Origin of the sequence: Bacillus sp. PS108 (assembly GCF_037963335.1) — a bacterium.
Classification (GTDB): Bacteria; Bacillota; Bacilli; order Bacillales; family Bacillaceae; genus Bacillus; species Bacillus subtilis.
Map to the genome: position 1 here is coordinate 1,672,196 of NZ_CP150155.1, position 17,106 is coordinate 1,689,301.

Consider the following 17,106-nt stretch of genomic DNA (forward strand, 5'->3'; position numbering starts at 1 on the left):
GGGGAATATATTATGTTACGTTCACTTTATTCTGGAATCAGCGGTATGAAAAACTTTCAAACAAAGCTTGATGTTATCGGCAATAACATTGCCAACGTAAATACAGTGGGATTCAAAAAGAGTCGGGTTACCTTTAAAGATATGGTGAGTCAAACCATTGCCGGCGGTTCTGCTGCTGGTGCAACAATCGGCGGAACAAACTCTAAGCAAATCGGTTTAGGTTCATCATCTGGCACAATTGATACAATTCATTCAACAAGCGCGACACAAAGCACAGGAAGAACACTTGATTTAGCAATCGATGGCGATGGCTATTTTCGAATTGATACAGGCGCCGGAACAGCTTATACAAGAGCTGGAAACTTCTATTTAGATAACACCGGAACATTGGTTACAGGTGATGGCTACCATGTACTAAATATGAATGGCGGAACAATTAAAATTCCTACTGATGCACAAAGTTTCACTATCGGTTCTGATGGCAAGGTATCGATCGTTGATGCCGGTGGTCAATCACAAGACGGCGGACAAATCGGGATTGTGACTTTTGCCAACAGTGACGGCTTAGATAAAATCGGGAGCAACTTATACCGTGAATCTTTAAACTCTGGTACGGCCAGTGCAGCGAACCAGCCCGGTGATGGCGGAACAGGTTCCCTTAAAGTAGGATTTCTCGAAATGTCTAACGTCGATTTAACTGACGAATTTACTGAAATGATCGTAGCCCAGCGCGGATTCCAATCAAACTCAAAAATTATTACAACATCTGATGAAATCCTTCAAGAACTGGTTAACCTTAAACGTTAAGGAGGGAGGGGAGGCGAGTAATCGCTTCTCCGCTGTTTTATGATTAAAGTAACCCGTTTGAACGGGCAGCCCTTTACACTGAATGCGCTATTTATTGAACAGATTGAATGTTTTCCGGATACTACAATTACTCTGTCAAATGGTAAGAAGTTTGTAGTAAAAGAAGATGAAGAAGCTGTTCTGGAAAAGATCGCAGCTTTCTACCGAAAAATACAAATATTTGCAATGGATCAAGGAATAGAGGAACCGGAATGAAGAAAAAGTTAATGATCATATTACTAATTATTCTTATCGTAATTGGTGCTCTCGGGGCGGCGGCTTATTTTGTTTTAGGCGGAAAGTCTGAAAAAAGTGAAGCGAAAAAAAGTATTGATGAAATCGTTGCGTCGTCTGTTGATGTAGAAGAGATCACAACAAATTTAAAGTCTGATAACATTATCCGTCTTGCTATTAAACTTGAAACTGATTCTGATAAATCAAAAGAAGAACTTGAGAAACGTGATTTCCAAGTGAAAGACGCTGTTATATCACTGCTGGCTGATACGAATGCTGATCAGATTGAGGGAGACAAGGGAAAAGAAACCTTTAAGAAGGAACTAAAAGATAAAATAAATAGCTACCTCCAAGAAGGAAAAGTAGAAAAAGTGTATATTACCTCCTTTAATCTGCAATAAAGCATAATTTGACAGAATACGGAGGTGAGGAAAATGTCAGGAGAAGTTCTCTCCCAAAATGAAATAGATGCACTGCTTTCTGCAATATCAACAGGTGAAATGGACGCTGAAGAGCTGAAAAAAGAAGAAAAAGAGAAGAAAGTCAAGGTTTATGATTTCAAACGTGCGCTGCGGTTTTCTAAGGATCAGATCCGCAGTTTAACGAGAATTCATGACAATTTTGCAAGACTTCTTACCACTCATTTTTCTGCTCAGCTCAGAACCTATATTCACATATCTGTCAGTTCTGTTGATCAGGTTCCGTATGAGGAATTTATCAGATCGATTCCAAACATGACGATTCTAAATCTATTTGATGTTCATCCGATGGAAGGAAGAATTATGATGGAGGTCAACCCCACGATAGCTTATACGATGATGGATCGAGTCATGGGCGGGATTGGAATCAGTCATAACAAGGTTGACAGTTTGACAGAAATTGAAACAAAAATCATTTCTAATTTATTTGAAAATGCACTGGGTAATTATAAAGAAGCTTGGCAGTCAATTGCTGATATTGAACCGGAAATGACTGAGTTTGAAGTGAATCCGCAATTTGTTCAGATGGTATCTCCTAATGAAACAGTCGTGGTGATCTCGCTCAATACTCAAATTGGTGAAATCAGCGGTGTCATTAATCTCTGTATCCCGCATATCGTACTCGAGCCGCTCATACCGAAGCTTTCAGTCCACTATTGGATGCAATCAGACCGAAATGAGCCCAAGCCTGAGGAAACAAAGTCGCTTGAAAAACGTATCATGACAGCACAAATACCTGTCGTGGCCGAGCTCGGCACATCTGAACTGACGATAGAAGAGTTTTTAAGTTTAGAAGTCGGAGACTGCATAACTTTGGACAAATCAGTCACGGATCCTCTTACTGTATTGGTCGGAGATAAGCCGAAATTTTTAGGACAAGCCGGCCGGGTGAATCGAAAACAGGCAGTGCAAATTTTAGATCACGACATAAGAGGTGAACAAGATGGAGAATAATAGATTATCTCAAGATGAGATTGACGCGCTTCTTAACGGTACTGGCAGCACGCTTGATGAGCCAGAGGTTCCGGAAGTAGATGACTTATCGGAAATGGAGCGTGATGCGATCGGTGAAATCGGTAATATTTCATTCGGCAGTTCTGCGACAGCACTGTCAACGCTTTTAAATCAAAAGGTCGATATTACGACTCCAAGCGTAACGGTCATTCCAAGAAGTAAAATCAGCGATGCGTTTCCTGAACCGTATGTAGCGATTGAAGTGAATTATACGGAGGGCTTCAGCGGAAGCAACCTGTTAGTCGTGGAACAAAGTGACGCGGCGATCATTGCTGACTTAATGATCGGGGGAGACGGAAAAGGTGCGGACCCTTCACTGGGTGAAATCCATTTAAGTGCTGTTCAAGAAGCAATGAACCAAATGATGGGATCGGCTGCCACATCAATGTCTACTGTATTCAGTAAAAAAATTGATATTTCGCCTCCTCGGGTTGAATTGCTGGATGTTACTGAAGAAAAGGGTACAGACCGTATTCCTGATGATGAAATGCTGGTGAAAGTTTCTTTCAACTTAAAGGTGGGAGAATTAATAGACTCCAGCATTATGCAGCTTTACCCATTGACATTTGCGAAAGATTTAATTTCAAGCCTTATGAACTCAGAAAGTGCAGAGAAAGAAGAAACGGTGCAGCCTGAAGTTACATACGAACAGCCGAAAGAGCCTGTGACGCCAGAGCCGCGTATTGAACCGAAGCAACAGCAGCAGCCGCCAAAAAGGCAGGGAACAGCAAAAAAAGCAGCGCCAGTTCAGGTTTCACCGGTGGAATTTTCAGCGTTTGATCCAAACGAAGCTGTACAAGCCCCTATTCATAATCTGGATATGCTTTTGGATATCCCGCTTTCGATTACTGTTGAGCTTGGCAGAACGAAGAGAAGCGTAAAAGAGATTTTAGAGCTTTCTGCCGGAAGTATTATCGAGCTTGATAAATTAGCCGGTGAGCCTGTAGATATTTTAGTTAATCAGCGTATCGTTGCCAAAGGCGAGGTCGTTGTCATTGAAGAAAACTTCGGAGTGAGAGTCACTGACATTTTAAGCCAGGCAGAGCGCATTAATAATTTAAAATAACGAAACACAAGGAGAGAGATAGATTATGGCACATAGAATTTTAATTGTAGATGACGCAGCATTTATGCGAATGATGATTAAAGATATTTTAGTTAAAAATGGTTTTGAAGTTGTGGCGGAAGCTGAAAATGGAGCACAAGCGGTAGAGAAATATAAAGAGCATTCACCTGACCTTGTTACTATGGATATCACGATGCCAGAAATGGATGGTATTACAGCATTAAAAGAAATTAAACAAATTGATGCGCAGGCAAGAATCATCATGTGTTCTGCTATGGGACAGCAATCAATGGTTATTGATGCCATTCAGGCCGGCGCTAAGGATTTCATTGTGAAACCTTTCCAGGCTGACCGTGTGCTTGAAGCAATCAACAAAACATTAAGTTAAAGGGTGTACGACTGTTGAAAAAGAGTCAATACTTTATCGTTTTTATTTGTTTTTTCGTTTTATTCAGTGTACATCCGATTGCTGCTGCCGCGGCAGACTCTGATAATTCAACTGTAAACGAATGGTTTCAAAAGAAAGATGAAAAAACTGCAGATAAGTCAGAACAAAAGAAAGAAAAAACAACAAAAACTGCTGATGAGACGGAGGGAGCGGCTGCTCCTTCTGTCTCAGCTTTTGATTTTGTAAAGATGATTTTCGCTTTACTGTTTGTTATCGTGCTGATTTACGGGCTGGTTAAGCTCATGAACAAAAGAAATCGGCTCCTAAAGCCTTTTCAATATGTTGAAAATATTGGCGGCACATCGGTCGGTCAGAACAGATCCATACAATTGATCAAGGTCGGGAAAAGTGTGCTCGTCGTCGGTGTAGGAGAGACGATCCAGCTGCTGAAAGAAATTGAGGATGAAAAAGAGATTGAAGTCATTCTCAGTCAGCATGAAGAGGCCATGTCAAGCAAAATAGAGTGGCAAAAGTTTGTGAAGCCGCTTAAGAGTTCTGAACATCAGCCGCAGCAAAAACTGCCTTCATTTTCAAAAGCATTAAAAGAGCAACTTGAAGAGTTAAAACAAAACCGTTCTGAAGGAAAGAAGAAAGGCCCACGTCATCATGAATGAGTTTATAAATATTTTCAGTTCAAGCGATCCGGAAAACGTAAGTTCAACTGTTAAATTACTATTATTGTTAACTGTATTTTCAGTGGCGCCTGGAATATTGATTCTTATGACTTGTTTTACTCGCATCGTCATTGTTCTGTCATTTGTCAGAACTTCACTTGCGACGCAATCTATGCCCCCAAACCAGGTTCTTATCGGGCTTGCGCTGTTTTTAACATTTTTTATTATGGCTCCTACTTTTTCAGAAATTAATAAAGAAGCGCTGACCCCATTAATGGACAACAAAATCAGCTTGGATGAAGCGTATACGAAAGCTGAGGAACCGATTAAAGAATTTATGAGTAAACACACAAGGCAGAAGGATCTGGCGCTGTTTATGAATTACGCGAAAATGGATAAACCTGAATCATTAAAGGATATTCCGTTAACAACAATGGTTCCGGCTTTTGCCATATCGGAGCTTAAAACAGCATTTCAAATAGGTTTTATGATTTTTATCCCTTTTTTAATTATAGATATGGTAGTGGCGAGCGTCTTGATGTCAATGGGAATGATGATGCTGCCTCCAGTTATGATTTCTCTGCCCTTTAAAATATTACTTTTTGTTTTGGTAGACGGCTGGTATTTAATTGTGAAATCTTTGCTTCAGAGCTTTTAGGGTAGGTGCTAAACGTGAGTTCAGAATTTGTAATTTCTATGGCGGAAAAAGCCGTATACGTAACGCTGATGATCAGCGGGCCATTATTGGCTATTGCTTTACTGGTCGGTTTAATTGTCAGCATATTTCAGGCGACAACTCAAATCCAGGAACAGACTTTGGCGTTTATTCCGAAAATCGTGGCGGTTCTCCTGGCTCTCATTTTTTTTGGTCCGTGGATGCTGTCGACGATTCTTTCATTTACAACAGAGCTGTTTTCTAATTTAAATCGTTTTGCAGGGTAATGTAGAGATGAATTCAATTATTGACTTATTTCCTGCTTTTTTATTGGTTTTTATTAGAATCTCTGCTTTTTTTGTAACGATTCCGCTATTTGGACATCGAAATGTGCCAGCTGTTCATCGCATAGGTTTTGCTTTTTTTCTTGCGGTCATTTGTTTCAGCACCATTGATAAACCGCCCTCTTTGGAGATAGATGAGCACTATATGCTTTTGGCGTTTAAAGAAGCTTTGGTCGGCCTATGTCTGGGTTTAATTGCTTATATGATGATTGCCGCAGTGCAGATTGCCGGCTCGTTTATTGATTTTCAAATGGGATTTTCAATAGCAAACGTTATTGATCCGCAAACCGGTGCACAAAGTCCGTTGATTGGCCAGTTTATCTATACGATGGCACTTTTGTTTATGCTGAGTGTTAATGCCCACCATTTGTTGCTGGATGGTATTTACTACAGCTTTCAGTATATTTCAGTTGATCAGGCATTTCCGAATTTCGGCGATGAAAAGTTTGCCTATTTTATTGCGAAAAGCTTTAATGCAATGTTTATTATCGCTTTTCAAATGTCAGCGCCGGTTGTGGCCAGTTTGTTTCTAGTTGATTTAGCATTAGGTATCGTGGCTCGAACTGTTCCGCAGTTAAATGTATTTGTGGTCGGTCTGCCTTTAAAGATCGCTGTCAGTTTCATTATGCTCATTGTATGTATGTCCGTTATCTTCGTCGTTGTCCGGAATGTTTTCAGTTTAACGATTGAAACGATGCGGAATCTTTTAGCATTGGTCGGTGTTTCTTAATGAAGCTTAGAGTTGACCTGCAGTTTTTTGCGGGAGAGAAGACAGAAAAAGCCACTCCGAAAAAACGGAAGGATACGCGAAAAAAAGGGCAGGTAGCCAAAAGCTCGGATGTCAATACCGCCGTTTCTTTACTGGTAATATTCCTTTCGCTTATTGCAATTGGTCCGTATATGAGAGACAGGCTGCTGTCATTCATAGAAACATTTTATACCGAATCGCTCACAATGAAGCTCTCAGAATCAAATGTGCATACATTGTTTGTCAGCTTATTAAAGGATATGGGCATGATACTCGCACCGATCTTGCTTGTTGCTCTTGTTGCAGGAGTCGTAAGCAACTATATGCAGGTTGGGTTCTTATTTTCTGCTGAAGTGATACAGCCTAAGCTTGAAAAACTGGATCCGATCAAAGGCTTTAAACGAATATACAGTATGAGGGCGATTGTAGAGCTGATTAAATCAATTTTGAAAATCGTAGTCGTTGGTTTTGCGGCTTTTGCTGTGCTTTGGCTGCATTATGGAGAAATTCTCCGGCTTCCTCTCCTGACACCCGAAGAGGCACTTTCTTTCGTTTCAAAACTCACTTTGTGGATGGGACTAAGCGGTGCAGGTGCATTGTTGATTCTTGCTGGTCTCGACTATTTATATCAGAGATTTGACTATGAGAAAAATATCAAAATGTCAAAACAAGATATAAAAGATGAGTACAAAAAATCTGAAGGAGACCCGATTATCAAGTCTAAAATTAAACAAAGACAGCGGGAAATGGCGATGAGGCGGATGATGCAGGAAGTTCCAAAAGCAGATGTCATTATCACAAACCCGACTCACTATGCGATTGCTTTGAAATATGATGAAGAAAAAATGGACGCACCTTATATTGTTGCAAAAGGCGTCGACCACCTTGCGTTAAAAATCAGGAAAATTGCTAAAGAGCATGATGTCATGATGGTAGAAAACAGACCGCTTGCCCGTGCGTTATATGATCAGGTGGAAATTGACCAGGCAGTGCCGGAAGAATTTTTTAAAGTTTTAGCAGAAATTCTGGCTTACGTATATAAAACAAAACAAAAAGTATATTGAATTTTTCGATTTAAAAGGAGAGAAAAAACAGCATGTCAACAAGAGATTTATCCGTTTTAATAAGTGTTGTCCTCATTGTGGCGATGCTGGTGATTCCATTTCCTCCATGGCTGTTAAGTATTTTGATCATTATTAATATTTCTCTTGCGTTGATCGTGCTTCTCACCACAATGAATATGCAGGAAGCGCTTCAGTTTTCGATTTTTCCGTCACTGTTGCTGCTTTTGACCCTATTTCGTTTGGGCTTGAACGTCTCAACTACCCGTTCAATTCTTTCACACGGTGAAGGAGGTAAAGTCGTCGAGACTTTCGGAAATTTCGTTGTCGGCGGAAATGTATTAGTTGGACTCGTTGTATTTATCATCCTTATTATTATTCAGTTTATCGTCATTACAAAAGGTGCTGAACGTGTTTCCGAGGTTGCAGCAAGGTTTACGCTGGACGCAATGCCGGGGAAGCAGATGAGTATTGATGCTGATTTAAACGCAGGGATGATTACCGAACAGGAAGCGAAGCATCGCCGCGAAAAAGTGGCAAGAGAAGCAGACTTTTATGGAGCAATGGACGGTGCCAGTAAATTTGTAAAAGGTGACGCCATTGCCGGAATCATCATTGTGATGATCAATATTATTTTCGGAATCGTGATCGGAATGCTTCAGCAGGGCATGTCCATTCAAGAGGCTGCTTCACACTTTACGATGCTGACTGTAGGGGATGGAATTGTTTCGCAAATCCCGGCACTGTTAATTTCTACGGCTACGGGTATTGTGGTCACAAGAGCTGCCTCTGAAGGAAACTTAGGGCATGACATTACAGGCCAGCTGTTTGCGTATCCAAAGCTTTTATACGTCGCAGCAGCTACGATCATGCTTTTAGGTATTTTCACTCCGATCGGCATCCTTCTGACGGGGCCGCTTGCGGGATTGCTTGCTTTTGGCGCATATACACTATCTAAATCAGGTAAGGAAAAAGAAGAAGTGGATGAGATTCTTGAGGAAGAGGCTGAGGTGGACGAGCTTAAAAGCCCTGAAAGTGTTGTTCAGCTTCTGCATATAGATCCGATAGAATTTGAGTTTGGATATGGCCTGATACCGCTTGCTGATGCCAATCAAGGCGGTGATTTATTAGACCGAATTGTTATGATACGCCGTCAGTTGGCTTTGGAACTCGGGCTTGTCATTCCTGTCGTGCGAATCAGAGATAATATAGCGTTGCAGCCTAATGAATACCGATTGAAAATTAAAGGAAACGAAGTAGCAAAAGGCGAGCTGTTGCTTGATCATTATTTAGCGATGTCGCCTACTCCTGAGGACGATCTCATTGAAGGGATTGAAACAGTGGAGCCTTCATTCGGGCTGCCGGCTAAATGGATTAGCGAAGCGGTAAAGGATGAAGCCGATATGCTTGGTTATACAGTAGTTGATCCTGCATCAGTCGTTTCAACGCATATTACGGAGAAAATTAAGCAGCATGCCCACGAATTGATCGGAAGGCAGGAGACAAAACAGCTGATCGATCACTTGAAAGAATCGTATCCAGTCCTGGTTGAAGAGGTTACGCCGAATCCATTGTCTGTCGGTGATATTCAGAAAGTGCTTGCTAAGCTTTTAAAAGAAAAAGTTTCAATTCGAAACTTAGTAACGATTTTTGAAACACTTGCTGACTATGGGAAATTAACAACAGATTCTGATCTCTTGACAGAGTATACAAGACAAGCGCTTGCTAAACAAATTACAGCCCAGTTTGCCAAAGAAAATGAAGTATTGAAGGTTGTTACTTGTTCGGGCCGTGTAGAAAAAGCAATAGCAGACGGTGTGCAGCAGACGGAACACGGGAACTATTTATCACTTGAACCAGATATTTCAGAAAGTATAGTACGCTCTGTCGCCAAAGAAGCTGAACAGCTCTCATTACGTCAGGAAACCGCGATTCTTCTTTGCTCGCCGCCTGTCAGAATGTATGTGAAGCAGCTTCTGGAACGGTACTTCCCTGATCTTCCGGTACTCTCTTATAACGAACTTGAGGCGAATGTTGAGGTACAAAGCATTGGAGTGGTGGATATTTAATGAAAATAAAAAAATTTACTGCTGCTTCAATGCAAGAAGCGGCACTTCTCATCAGAAAAGAGTTAGGTAATGAAGCGGTCATATTAAATTCGAAAAAAATTAAAAAGCGAAAATGGTTTGGCCTCGTCAACAAGCCTGCTGTTGAAGTAATCGCCGTATTGGATCAGGACTTTCTTGAGAAAAAAACGCCTCAGAAGGCAGCTGAACCGAAACAAACATTAAAAACTCCGGTCAGCAGTCCGAAAATAGAGGAGAGAACATATCCCCCTCAAATTCCGGCGCAACAGGAGCTAGGTGATTTTTCAGCATATCAATCTGTACTTCCTGAGCCGCTGCGAAAAGCAGAAAAGCTTTTGCACGAAACAGGGATCAAAGAGTCTACGAAAACGAACACTCTGAAAAAATTGCTTCGCTTCTCTGTTGAAGCAGGCGGCTTGACTGAAGAAAATGTTGTCGGCAAACTTCAGGAAATACTATGCGATATGCTGCCCTCAGCAGACAAGTGGCAGGAGCCAATTCATTCAAAATATATCGTTCTCTTTGGTTCAACAGGGGCTGGTAAAACAACTACACTGGCTAAACTCGCAGCCATATCTATGCTTGAAAAACATAAAAAAATCGCTTTTATTACAACAGATACGTATCGTATTGCAGCTGTTGAACAGTTGAAAACATACGCTGAACTGCTGCAGGCTCCTCTGGAAGTTTGCTATACAAAAGAAGAATTTCAGCAGGCGAAGGAGCTATTTTCTGAGTATGATCATGTGTTTGTTGATACAGCTGGAAGAAACTTCAAGGACCCGCAATACATTGATGAACTGAAAGAAACGATTCCTTTTGAGAGTAGCATTCAGTCATTTCTTGTTTTATCCGCGACTGCAAAATATGAAGATATGAAGCATATTGTCAAACGGTTTTCATCCGTCCCTGTCAATCAGTATATTTTTACGAAAATAGATGAAACGACTTCCTTAGGTTCTGTATTTAATATACTGGCAGAATCAAAAATAGGTGTCGGGTTTATGACTAACGGCCAGAATGTGCCTGAGGATATACAGACTGTATCTCCACTTGGTTTTGTGAGGATGCTGTGCAGATGAACAGATATGACCAAGCAGCAACTTTACGGGCGAAAATGGAAAAACGTGAGCGCGTTCTGCCAATGGTTTATTCACAAAAAGCGAAGACACTTGCTGTCATTAGCGGCAAGGGCGGTGTCGGAAAATCCAATATTACCTTAAATATGGCACTTGCGCTGCAGGATAAAGGTAAGAAGGTGCTGCTCATCGACCTTGATATCGGGATGGGAAACATTGATATATTAATGGGAAATTCATCGTCTGCCACGATAATTGATGTTTTAACCGATCGTAAGCCTTTGCTCCAGTCATTATCCATTGGCCCAAAGGGTTTGCGGTATATATCAGGGGGAACCGGTCTTGATGTGATGTTTCAGCTCGATCAGAGAAAATGGACGTTTTTTGCCAATGAACTTTCTCATGCATTAAGCCAGTTCGATTATGTGCTGTTTGATATGGGAGCGGGCTTATCAAAAGATCAACTGCCTTTTATTTTATCAGCAGAAGATATTTTGATTATAACAACTCCCGAGCCGACGGCCATTATGGACGCATACAGCGCTGTCAAGCACTTGGTTTTGACAGAAAATAAGCTTTCAATGAAGGTGGCTGTCAATCGGTGCCGTGACCAAAAGGAAGGGCTTGACGCTTTTGCCCGCCTCTCCCGTACAATTCATATGTTTTTGGATGTTCAGGTTCAGTTTGCCGGTTCCGTTTCTGACGATGTGATCGTGAGCAAAGCGGTTGTCGAACAGGTTCCTTTTTTCATAAAAAGCCCTCAGGCAAAAGCCAGCCGGTCAGTCCGTATTTTAGCGGACGCCTTGTTTGAAAGAGAAGAAACGAGACACAAAGAAGACAAACAGACATTTATTGAGAAATTATCTTCTTTTTTAATGAGGAGGGCTTAATTTGATTCGTGTGCTTGTAGTTGATGATTCAGCTTTTATGAGAAAAATGATAAGTGATTTTCTGACCGAAGAAAAGCAGATAGAAGTAATCGGAACTGCGAGAAACGGAGAAGAAGCGCTTAAGAAGATTGAATTATTAAAACCGGATGTTATTACTCTTGATGTTGAAATGCCGGTCATGAATGGGACAGATACGCTCCGCAAAATTATTGAGATTTATAACTTGCCGGTCATTATGGTGTCGAGCCAGACCGAGAAAGGTAAAGAATGCACAATTAATTGTTTGGAGATCGGTGCCTTTGATTTTATCACAAAGCCATCAGGCTCAATATCTCTGGATCTATACAAAATTAAAGAACAATTAGTTGAGCGTGTCGTCGCGGCAGGACTTTCCGGCAAGTGGAAACGTCCTGTTTCCCAGACAGTTCGGCCCGAACCTATTGTGCGTGCTGTCGTTAAGCCTGAATTAAGCAAACCGAAACCTGGCACGGGCAGACAAATTGTGTGTATCGGCACATCAACAGGCGGTCCACGGGCGTTACAAAAGGTGATACCGAAGCTCCCTAAGGATTTGAACGCACCAGTGGTTGTCGTACAGCACATGCCTGAAGGGTTTACTGCTTCTTTGGCTGATCGGCTGAATCATTTATCTGACATTCAGGTAAAAGAAGCAAAAGATGGTGAAGCAGCTCTTAACGGCTGTGTTTACATAGCACCGGGCGGAAAAAACATATCCGTTATTAAAAACAGCGAAGGACTCCAGATTGTGCTTGATAACCATGACACACCAAGCCGTCATAAACCATCTGCTGATTATTTATTCCGTTCTGTCGGGAAACTGACAGATTATGAAAAAGTAGCGGTTATCATGACCGGAATGGGCAGTGACGGCACTGCTGGGCTAAAGGACATGCTAACAGCCGGCAATGTGAAAGCCATTGCGGAGTCTGAAGAATCTTGTGTCGTATACGGGATGCCAAAAGCTGCTGTTAAAGCGGGTCTCATTCATGAGATTAAACATGTGGAAGATATCGCAGCATCCATCACAAGCTGTGTGAAAAAAGAGAGGGTGTGATTCAAATGGATATGAATCAGTATTTAGATGTCTTTATTGATGAGAGTAAAGAACATTTACAAACATGTAATGAAAAGCTTCTTCTTTTAGAGAAAGACCCGACTGATCTTCAGCTCGTACATGATATATTCAGGGCTGCCCATACATTAAAAGGAATGAGCGCAACGATGGGCTACACGGATTTAGCACATCTTACCCATCTGCTTGAAAACGTGCTGGATGCAATCCGAAACGGAGACATGGAAGTCACCTCAGACTGGCTGGATATTTTGTTTGAAGCTCTGGATCACCTGGAAGCAATGGTTCAGTCTATTATTGATGGCGGGGATGGTAAAAGAGATATCTCAGAAGTGAGTGCCAAGCTTGATGTGAATGGTGCGCACGCTGAATCCGCTGCCTCCGCGGAACCTGCAGAAGCACAGAGTTCAGCATCTGATTGGGAATATGATGAATTTGAACGCACAGTTATACAAGAAGCGGAGGAGCAAGGCTTCAAACGATATGAAATCAAGATTTCTCTGAACGAAAACTGTATGTTAAAAGCAGTTCGTGTCTATATGGTGTTTGAAAAACTAAATGAAGTCGGAGAAGTAGCCAAAACAATTCCAAGTGCTGAAGTGCTTGAAACAGAAGATTTTGGAACTGACTTTCAAGTTTGTTTCTTAACACATCAATCAGCGGAAGACATTGAACAATTAATCAATGGTGTGTCGGAAATTGAGCATGTTGAAGTCATTCAAGGGGCTCCTTTAACATCAGCTGAAAAGCCTGAAGAATCTAAGCAAGAAGATTCACCAGCAGCAGCTGTACCTGCGAAGCAGGAGAAACAAAAACAGCCTGCTAAAAACGATGAACAGGCGAAGCATTCAGCCGGCGGATCTAAAACAATTCGTGTCAACATTGACAGGCTTGATTCTTTAATGAACTTATTTGAAGAGCTTGTCATTGACCGCGGGCGTCTCGAGCAGATTGCGAAAGAGCTTGAGCACAATGAACTGACTGAAACGGTTGAACGAATGACGAGAATTTCCGGAGATTTGCAATCGATTATTCTGAATATGAGAATGGTCCCGGTTGAAACCGTTTTTAACAGATTCCCGAGAATGATTCGCCAGCTTCAGAAAGAGCTGAATAAAAAAATTGAACTCTCGATCATCGGTGCGGAAACTGAACTGGATCGTACAGTAATTGATGAAATCGGAGATCCACTCGTTCACTTGATCAGAAACAGTATTGACCATGGTATCGAGGCGCCGGAAACACGTTTGCAAAAGGGAAAACCGGAATCAGGAAAAGTTGTGCTTAAAGCTTATCACAGCGGCAACCATGTCTTTATCGAAGTAGAGGATGACGGCGCAGGCCTTAATCGCAAAAAAATTCTGGAAAAAGCGCTTGAGCGCGGGGTCATAACGGAAAAAGAAGCTGAAACCTTAGAAGACAACCAAATTTACGAATTGATTTTTGCTCCGGGGTTCTCAACTGCTGACCAAATTTCTGATATTTCCGGCCGCGGTGTCGGACTTGACGTTGTAAAAAACAAACTGGAGTCTCTTGGCGGTTCAGTCAGTGTAAAATCAGCCGAGGGTCAAGGCTCTCTATTCAGCATCCAGCTGCCGCTTACCTTGTCTATTATTTCAGTTCTGCTGATTAAGTTGGAAGAAGAGACATTTGCCATTCCGATTTCTTCAATCATTGAAACAGCAGTTATTGACAGAAAAGACATTTTGCAAACGCATGACCGTGAAGTGATTGACTTTAGAGGGCATATTGTCCCTGTCGTTTATTTAAAAGAAGAGTTTAAAATAGAAGATACAAGAAAAGATGCGGAACAGCTCCATATCATTGTCGTGAAAAAAGGCGATAAACCTACTGCATTTGTGGTGGACTCCTTTATTGGCCAGCAGGAAGTTGTGCTGAAATCACTCGGAGATTATTTAACAAACGTCTTTGCAATTTCCGGAGCTACTATTTTAGGAGACGGAGAAGTAGCGCTCATTATTGATTGTAATGCACTGATTATTTAACCATTCGAGGAGGTGTCTCACATGACTGCAGAAATTAAAACAGGCGAAAAAATGATAGTCTTTATGGTAAATGGCAAAGAATATGCCATTTCCGTCACTCAGGTGAAATCAATTGAAAAATGGCAAAAGCCAACGAGGGTACCTGGCGTTGAACCATATATTTGTGGGGTAATCAATTTACGCGGGGTGGTGACTCCGGTTATTGATTTAAGAAAACGCCTGAATTTGCCAGAGTATGAAATTACCGATGAAACACGAATTATCATTATTGCTTATCGTGATATTGAAGTCGGCTGGATTGTGGATGAAGCGAATGATGTGATTACCGTACACGAAAGTGAAATAGAATCTGCTCCAGAAGGCGTTCAGAAAGATACGGATGTGTCGATCGAACAGATTGTGAAACAAGAGAACAGACTCTTAAATATTATTGATGCGAACGCGGTTTTGGATAAAGAATCATCTCAGTCCGCTGTGCCCGATCAAGCTTAATCTTAAAGGGGTTATGACATGAGTATTTTTAATGGAATCAAAGAAGAGCAGATGGACATTTTGCGGGAAGTCGGCAATATAGGCGCCGGCCACTCCGCCTCTGCAATGGCCCAGCTGTTAAATAGAAAGATAGATATGGAAGTCCCATTTGCAAAGCTGCTGTCTTTTGATGAGCTTGTTGATTTTTTCGGCGGCGCCGATGTCCCGGTTGCCAGCATCTTTTTAAGAATGGAAGGCGATTTAACGGGTTCAATGTTCTTTATAATGCCTTTTTTTCAGGCGGAGCAGTTTATCAGAGAGCTGATTGGAAACCCCGATTTTGACATAGAGGACTTAGGTGAAGACCACATGAGCTCATCCGCTTTGCATGAACTGGGCAATATTTTAGCGGGGTCATATTTAACAGCTTTGGCGGATTTGACGAAACTCCAGCTTTATCCAAGTGTTCCTGAAGTCTCATTGGACATGTTCGGAGCTGTGATCAGCGAAGGGCTGATGGAGCTCAGTCAGGTTGGAGAACACGCCATTGTTGTCGATACGTCAATTTTTGACCAAAGCCATCAGCAGGAGCTGAAAGCGCATATGTTTATGCTGCCGGACTATGATTCATTTGAAAAGCTCTTTGTCGCCTTAGGTGCATCATTATGAGTACAACTGAGGCTGTTGTTATAAAGGTTGGGATTGCTGACGTGAAGATCGCCCGCTTCCCGGATACCATCCGGACCTCTGGTTTGGGTTCATGTGTGGGGCTGGTGCTTTATGATAAAGAAAAGCAAACGGCGGGTCTTGTTCATGTCATGCTTCCGGATTCGACGTTATCGAAAACTGCCGAGCTCAACCGGGCTAAGTACGCTGACACCGCCGTAAAGACCACGATTGATATGCTGATAGAAGCGGGATGCCGGAAATTTGCATTAAAAGCAAAGCTGGCCGGCGGATCAGAGATGTTTAAATTTAAATCGACAAATGATTTGATGAAGATCGGACCGAGAAATGTATTAGCGATAAAAGAACAGCTGTCTTTATTTAATATTCCTATTATTAGTGAAGATACGGGCGGCTCAAGCGGCCGGACGATAGAATTTGAACCGAAGTCCTGCATGCTGCATATTCGAACTGTTAAACAAGGTGAAAAAACGATTTAATTAAGGTATTAGGGGGATAACAATGCAATCCTTGAATTATGAAGATCAGGTGCTTTGGACGCGCTGGAAAGAGTGGAAAGATCCTAAAGCCGGTGACGACTTAATGCGCCGTTACATGCCGCTTGTCACATATCATGTAGGCAGAATTTCTGTCGGACTGCCGAAATCAGTGCATAAAGACGATCTTATGAGCCTTGGTATGCTTGGTTTATATGATGCCCTTGAAAAATTTGACCCCAGCCGGGACTTAAAATTTGATACCTACGCCTCGTTTAGAATTCGCGGCGCAATCATAGACGGGCTTCGTAAAGAAGATTGGCTGCCCAGAACCTCGCGCGAAAAAACAAAAAAGGTTGAAGCAGCAATTGAAAAGCTTGAACAGCGGTATCTTCGGAATGTATCGCCCGCGGAAATTGCAGAGGAACTCGGAATGACGGTACAGGATGTCGTGTCAACAATGAATGAAGGTTTTTTTGCAAATCTGCTGTCAATTGATGAAAAGCTCCATGATCAAGATGACGGGGAAAACATTCAAGTCATGATCAGAGATGACAAAAATGTTCCGCCTGAAGAAAAGATTATGAAGGATGAACTGATTGCACAGCTTGCGGAAAAAATTCACGAACTCTCTGAAAAAGAACAGCTGGTTGTGAGTTTGTTCTACAAAGAGGAGTTGACACTGACAGAAATCGGACAAGTATTAAATCTTTCTACGTCCCGCATATCTCAGATCCATTCAAAGGCATTATTTAAATTAAAGAATCTGCTGGAAAAAGTGATACAATAATGAATTTCATGGTTAGCG

Annotated in this window: 20 protein-coding genes; all 20 read left to right on the plus strand. The window is 41.8% G+C overall.

Going from position 1 to position 17,106, the window contains the following annotated elements; translation table 11 throughout:
* The first annotated feature begins 12 nt into the window (after positions 1 to 12).
* The 20 genes from flgG to sigD are packed head-to-tail and all read left to right on the plus strand — an operon-like array spanning position 13 to position 17,088.
* Positions 13 to 807, plus strand: coding sequence for a flagellar basal body rod protein FlgG (gene flgG / locus NSQ16_RS08740; RefSeq protein ID WP_014476809.1), 795 nt, complete (start codon positions 13 to 15; stop codon positions 805 to 807).
* A 39-nt stretch (positions 808 to 846) separates the two neighbouring features.
* Positions 847 to 1,062: a swarming motility protein SwrD gene (swrD, locus tag NSQ16_RS08745; protein WP_003231966.1), complete on the plus strand. Its 216-nt coding sequence runs from the start codon at positions 847 to 849 to the stop codon at positions 1,060 to 1,062.
* The gene (gene fliL, locus NSQ16_RS08750; protein WP_003231964.1) at positions 1,059 to 1,481 is read left to right on the plus strand and encodes a flagellar basal body-associated protein FliL; all 423 of its coding nucleotides are present in this window, start codon (positions 1,059 to 1,061) and stop codon (positions 1,479 to 1,481) included. Before swrD ends, fliL begins: the two co-directional genes overlap by 4 nt.
* Positions 1,482 to 1,514: 33 nt before the next feature.
* Positions 1,515 to 2,513, plus strand: coding sequence for a flagellar motor switch protein FliM (gene fliM, locus NSQ16_RS08755; RefSeq protein ID WP_003220879.1), 999 nt, complete (start codon positions 1,515 to 1,517; stop codon positions 2,511 to 2,513).
* The gene (gene fliY, locus NSQ16_RS08760; RefSeq protein WP_198878779.1) at positions 2,503 to 3,639 is read left to right on the plus strand and encodes a flagellar motor switch phosphatase FliY; all 1,137 of its coding nucleotides are present in this window, start codon (positions 2,503 to 2,505) and stop codon (positions 3,637 to 3,639) included. Before fliM ends, fliY begins: the two co-directional genes overlap by 11 nt.
* Positions 3,640 to 3,664: 25 nt before the next feature.
* Positions 3,665 to 4,027, plus strand: a complete 363-nt coding sequence (cheY, locus tag NSQ16_RS08765) for a chemotaxis protein CheY (protein ID WP_014476812.1) — start codon at positions 3,665 to 3,667, stop codon at positions 4,025 to 4,027.
* 14 nt (positions 4,028 to 4,041) lie between these two features.
* Positions 4,042 to 4,701 (plus strand): flagella biosynthesis regulatory protein FliZ, encoded by a 660-nt coding sequence (gene fliZ, locus NSQ16_RS08770; RefSeq protein WP_017694876.1) that lies wholly within the window; start codon positions 4,042 to 4,044, stop codon positions 4,699 to 4,701.
* Positions 4,694 to 5,359, plus strand: coding sequence for a flagellar type III secretion system pore protein FliP (fliP, locus tag NSQ16_RS08775; RefSeq protein WP_003245692.1), 666 nt, complete (start codon positions 4,694 to 4,696; stop codon positions 5,357 to 5,359). The genes fliZ and fliP overlap by 8 nt, the downstream gene beginning before the upstream one ends.
* Before the next feature lie 14 nt (positions 5,360 to 5,373).
* Entirely contained in the window at positions 5,374 to 5,643 is a 270-nt protein-coding gene (gene fliQ / locus NSQ16_RS08780) for a flagellar biosynthesis protein FliQ (protein ID WP_003220888.1), read from the plus strand.
* A gap of 7 nt (positions 5,644 to 5,650) precedes the next feature.
* On the plus strand, positions 5,651 to 6,430 hold the full coding sequence (gene fliR / locus NSQ16_RS08785; RefSeq protein ID WP_003245510.1) for a flagellar biosynthetic protein FliR: 780 nt from the start codon (positions 5,651 to 5,653) through the stop codon (positions 6,428 to 6,430).
* Complete coding sequence (gene flhB, locus NSQ16_RS08790) at positions 6,430 to 7,512, plus strand: flagellar biosynthesis protein FlhB (RefSeq protein ID WP_003231949.1); 1,083 nt, start codon at positions 6,430 to 6,432, stop codon at positions 7,510 to 7,512. Before fliR ends, flhB begins: the two co-directional genes overlap by 1 nt.
* Before the next feature lie 32 nt (positions 7,513 to 7,544).
* Positions 7,545 to 9,578, plus strand: a complete 2,034-nt coding sequence (gene flhA, locus NSQ16_RS08795) for a flagellar biosynthesis protein FlhA (protein WP_003231947.1) — start codon at positions 7,545 to 7,547, stop codon at positions 9,576 to 9,578.
* Positions 9,578 to 10,678: a flagellar biosynthesis protein FlhF gene (gene flhF / locus NSQ16_RS08800; protein ID WP_038428960.1), complete on the plus strand. Its 1,101-nt coding sequence runs from the start codon at positions 9,578 to 9,580 to the stop codon at positions 10,676 to 10,678. The genes flhA and flhF overlap by 1 nt, the downstream gene beginning before the upstream one ends.
* On the plus strand, positions 10,669 to 11,565 hold the full coding sequence (flhG, locus tag NSQ16_RS08805) for a flagellum location/number ATPase FlhG (protein ID WP_082098077.1): 897 nt from the start codon (positions 10,669 to 10,671) through the stop codon (positions 11,563 to 11,565). Before flhF ends, flhG begins: the two co-directional genes overlap by 10 nt.
* Position 11,566: 1 nt before the next feature.
* Positions 11,567 to 12,640, plus strand: a complete 1,074-nt coding sequence (cheB, locus tag NSQ16_RS08810; RefSeq protein WP_230488503.1) for a protein-glutamate O-methylesterase CheB — start codon at positions 11,567 to 11,569, stop codon at positions 12,638 to 12,640.
* Positions 12,641 to 12,645: 5 nt separating this feature from the next.
* Positions 12,646 to 14,664 (plus strand): chemotaxis protein CheA, encoded by a 2,019-nt coding sequence (cheA, locus tag NSQ16_RS08815; RefSeq protein WP_014476817.1) that lies wholly within the window; start codon positions 12,646 to 12,648, stop codon positions 14,662 to 14,664.
* 21 nt (positions 14,665 to 14,685) lie between these two features.
* The gene (gene cheW, locus NSQ16_RS08820; RefSeq protein WP_003231938.1) at positions 14,686 to 15,156 is read left to right on the plus strand and encodes a chemotaxis protein CheW; all 471 of its coding nucleotides are present in this window, start codon (positions 14,686 to 14,688) and stop codon (positions 15,154 to 15,156) included.
* Between the two features lie 18 nt (positions 15,157 to 15,174).
* Positions 15,175 to 15,804, plus strand: a complete 630-nt coding sequence (gene cheC, locus NSQ16_RS08825; protein ID WP_003231935.1) for a CheY-P phosphatase CheC — start codon at positions 15,175 to 15,177, stop codon at positions 15,802 to 15,804.
* Positions 15,801 to 16,301: a chemoreceptor glutamine deamidase CheD gene (cheD, locus tag NSQ16_RS08830; protein ID WP_014476818.1), complete on the plus strand. Its 501-nt coding sequence runs from the start codon at positions 15,801 to 15,803 to the stop codon at positions 16,299 to 16,301. Before cheC ends, cheD begins: the two co-directional genes overlap by 4 nt.
* Before the next feature lie 22 nt (positions 16,302 to 16,323).
* Entirely contained in the window at positions 16,324 to 17,088 is a 765-nt protein-coding gene (gene sigD / locus NSQ16_RS08835) for an RNA polymerase sigma-28 factor SigD (protein ID WP_003220911.1), read from the plus strand.
* Positions 17,089 to 17,106: the final 18 nt, after the last annotated feature.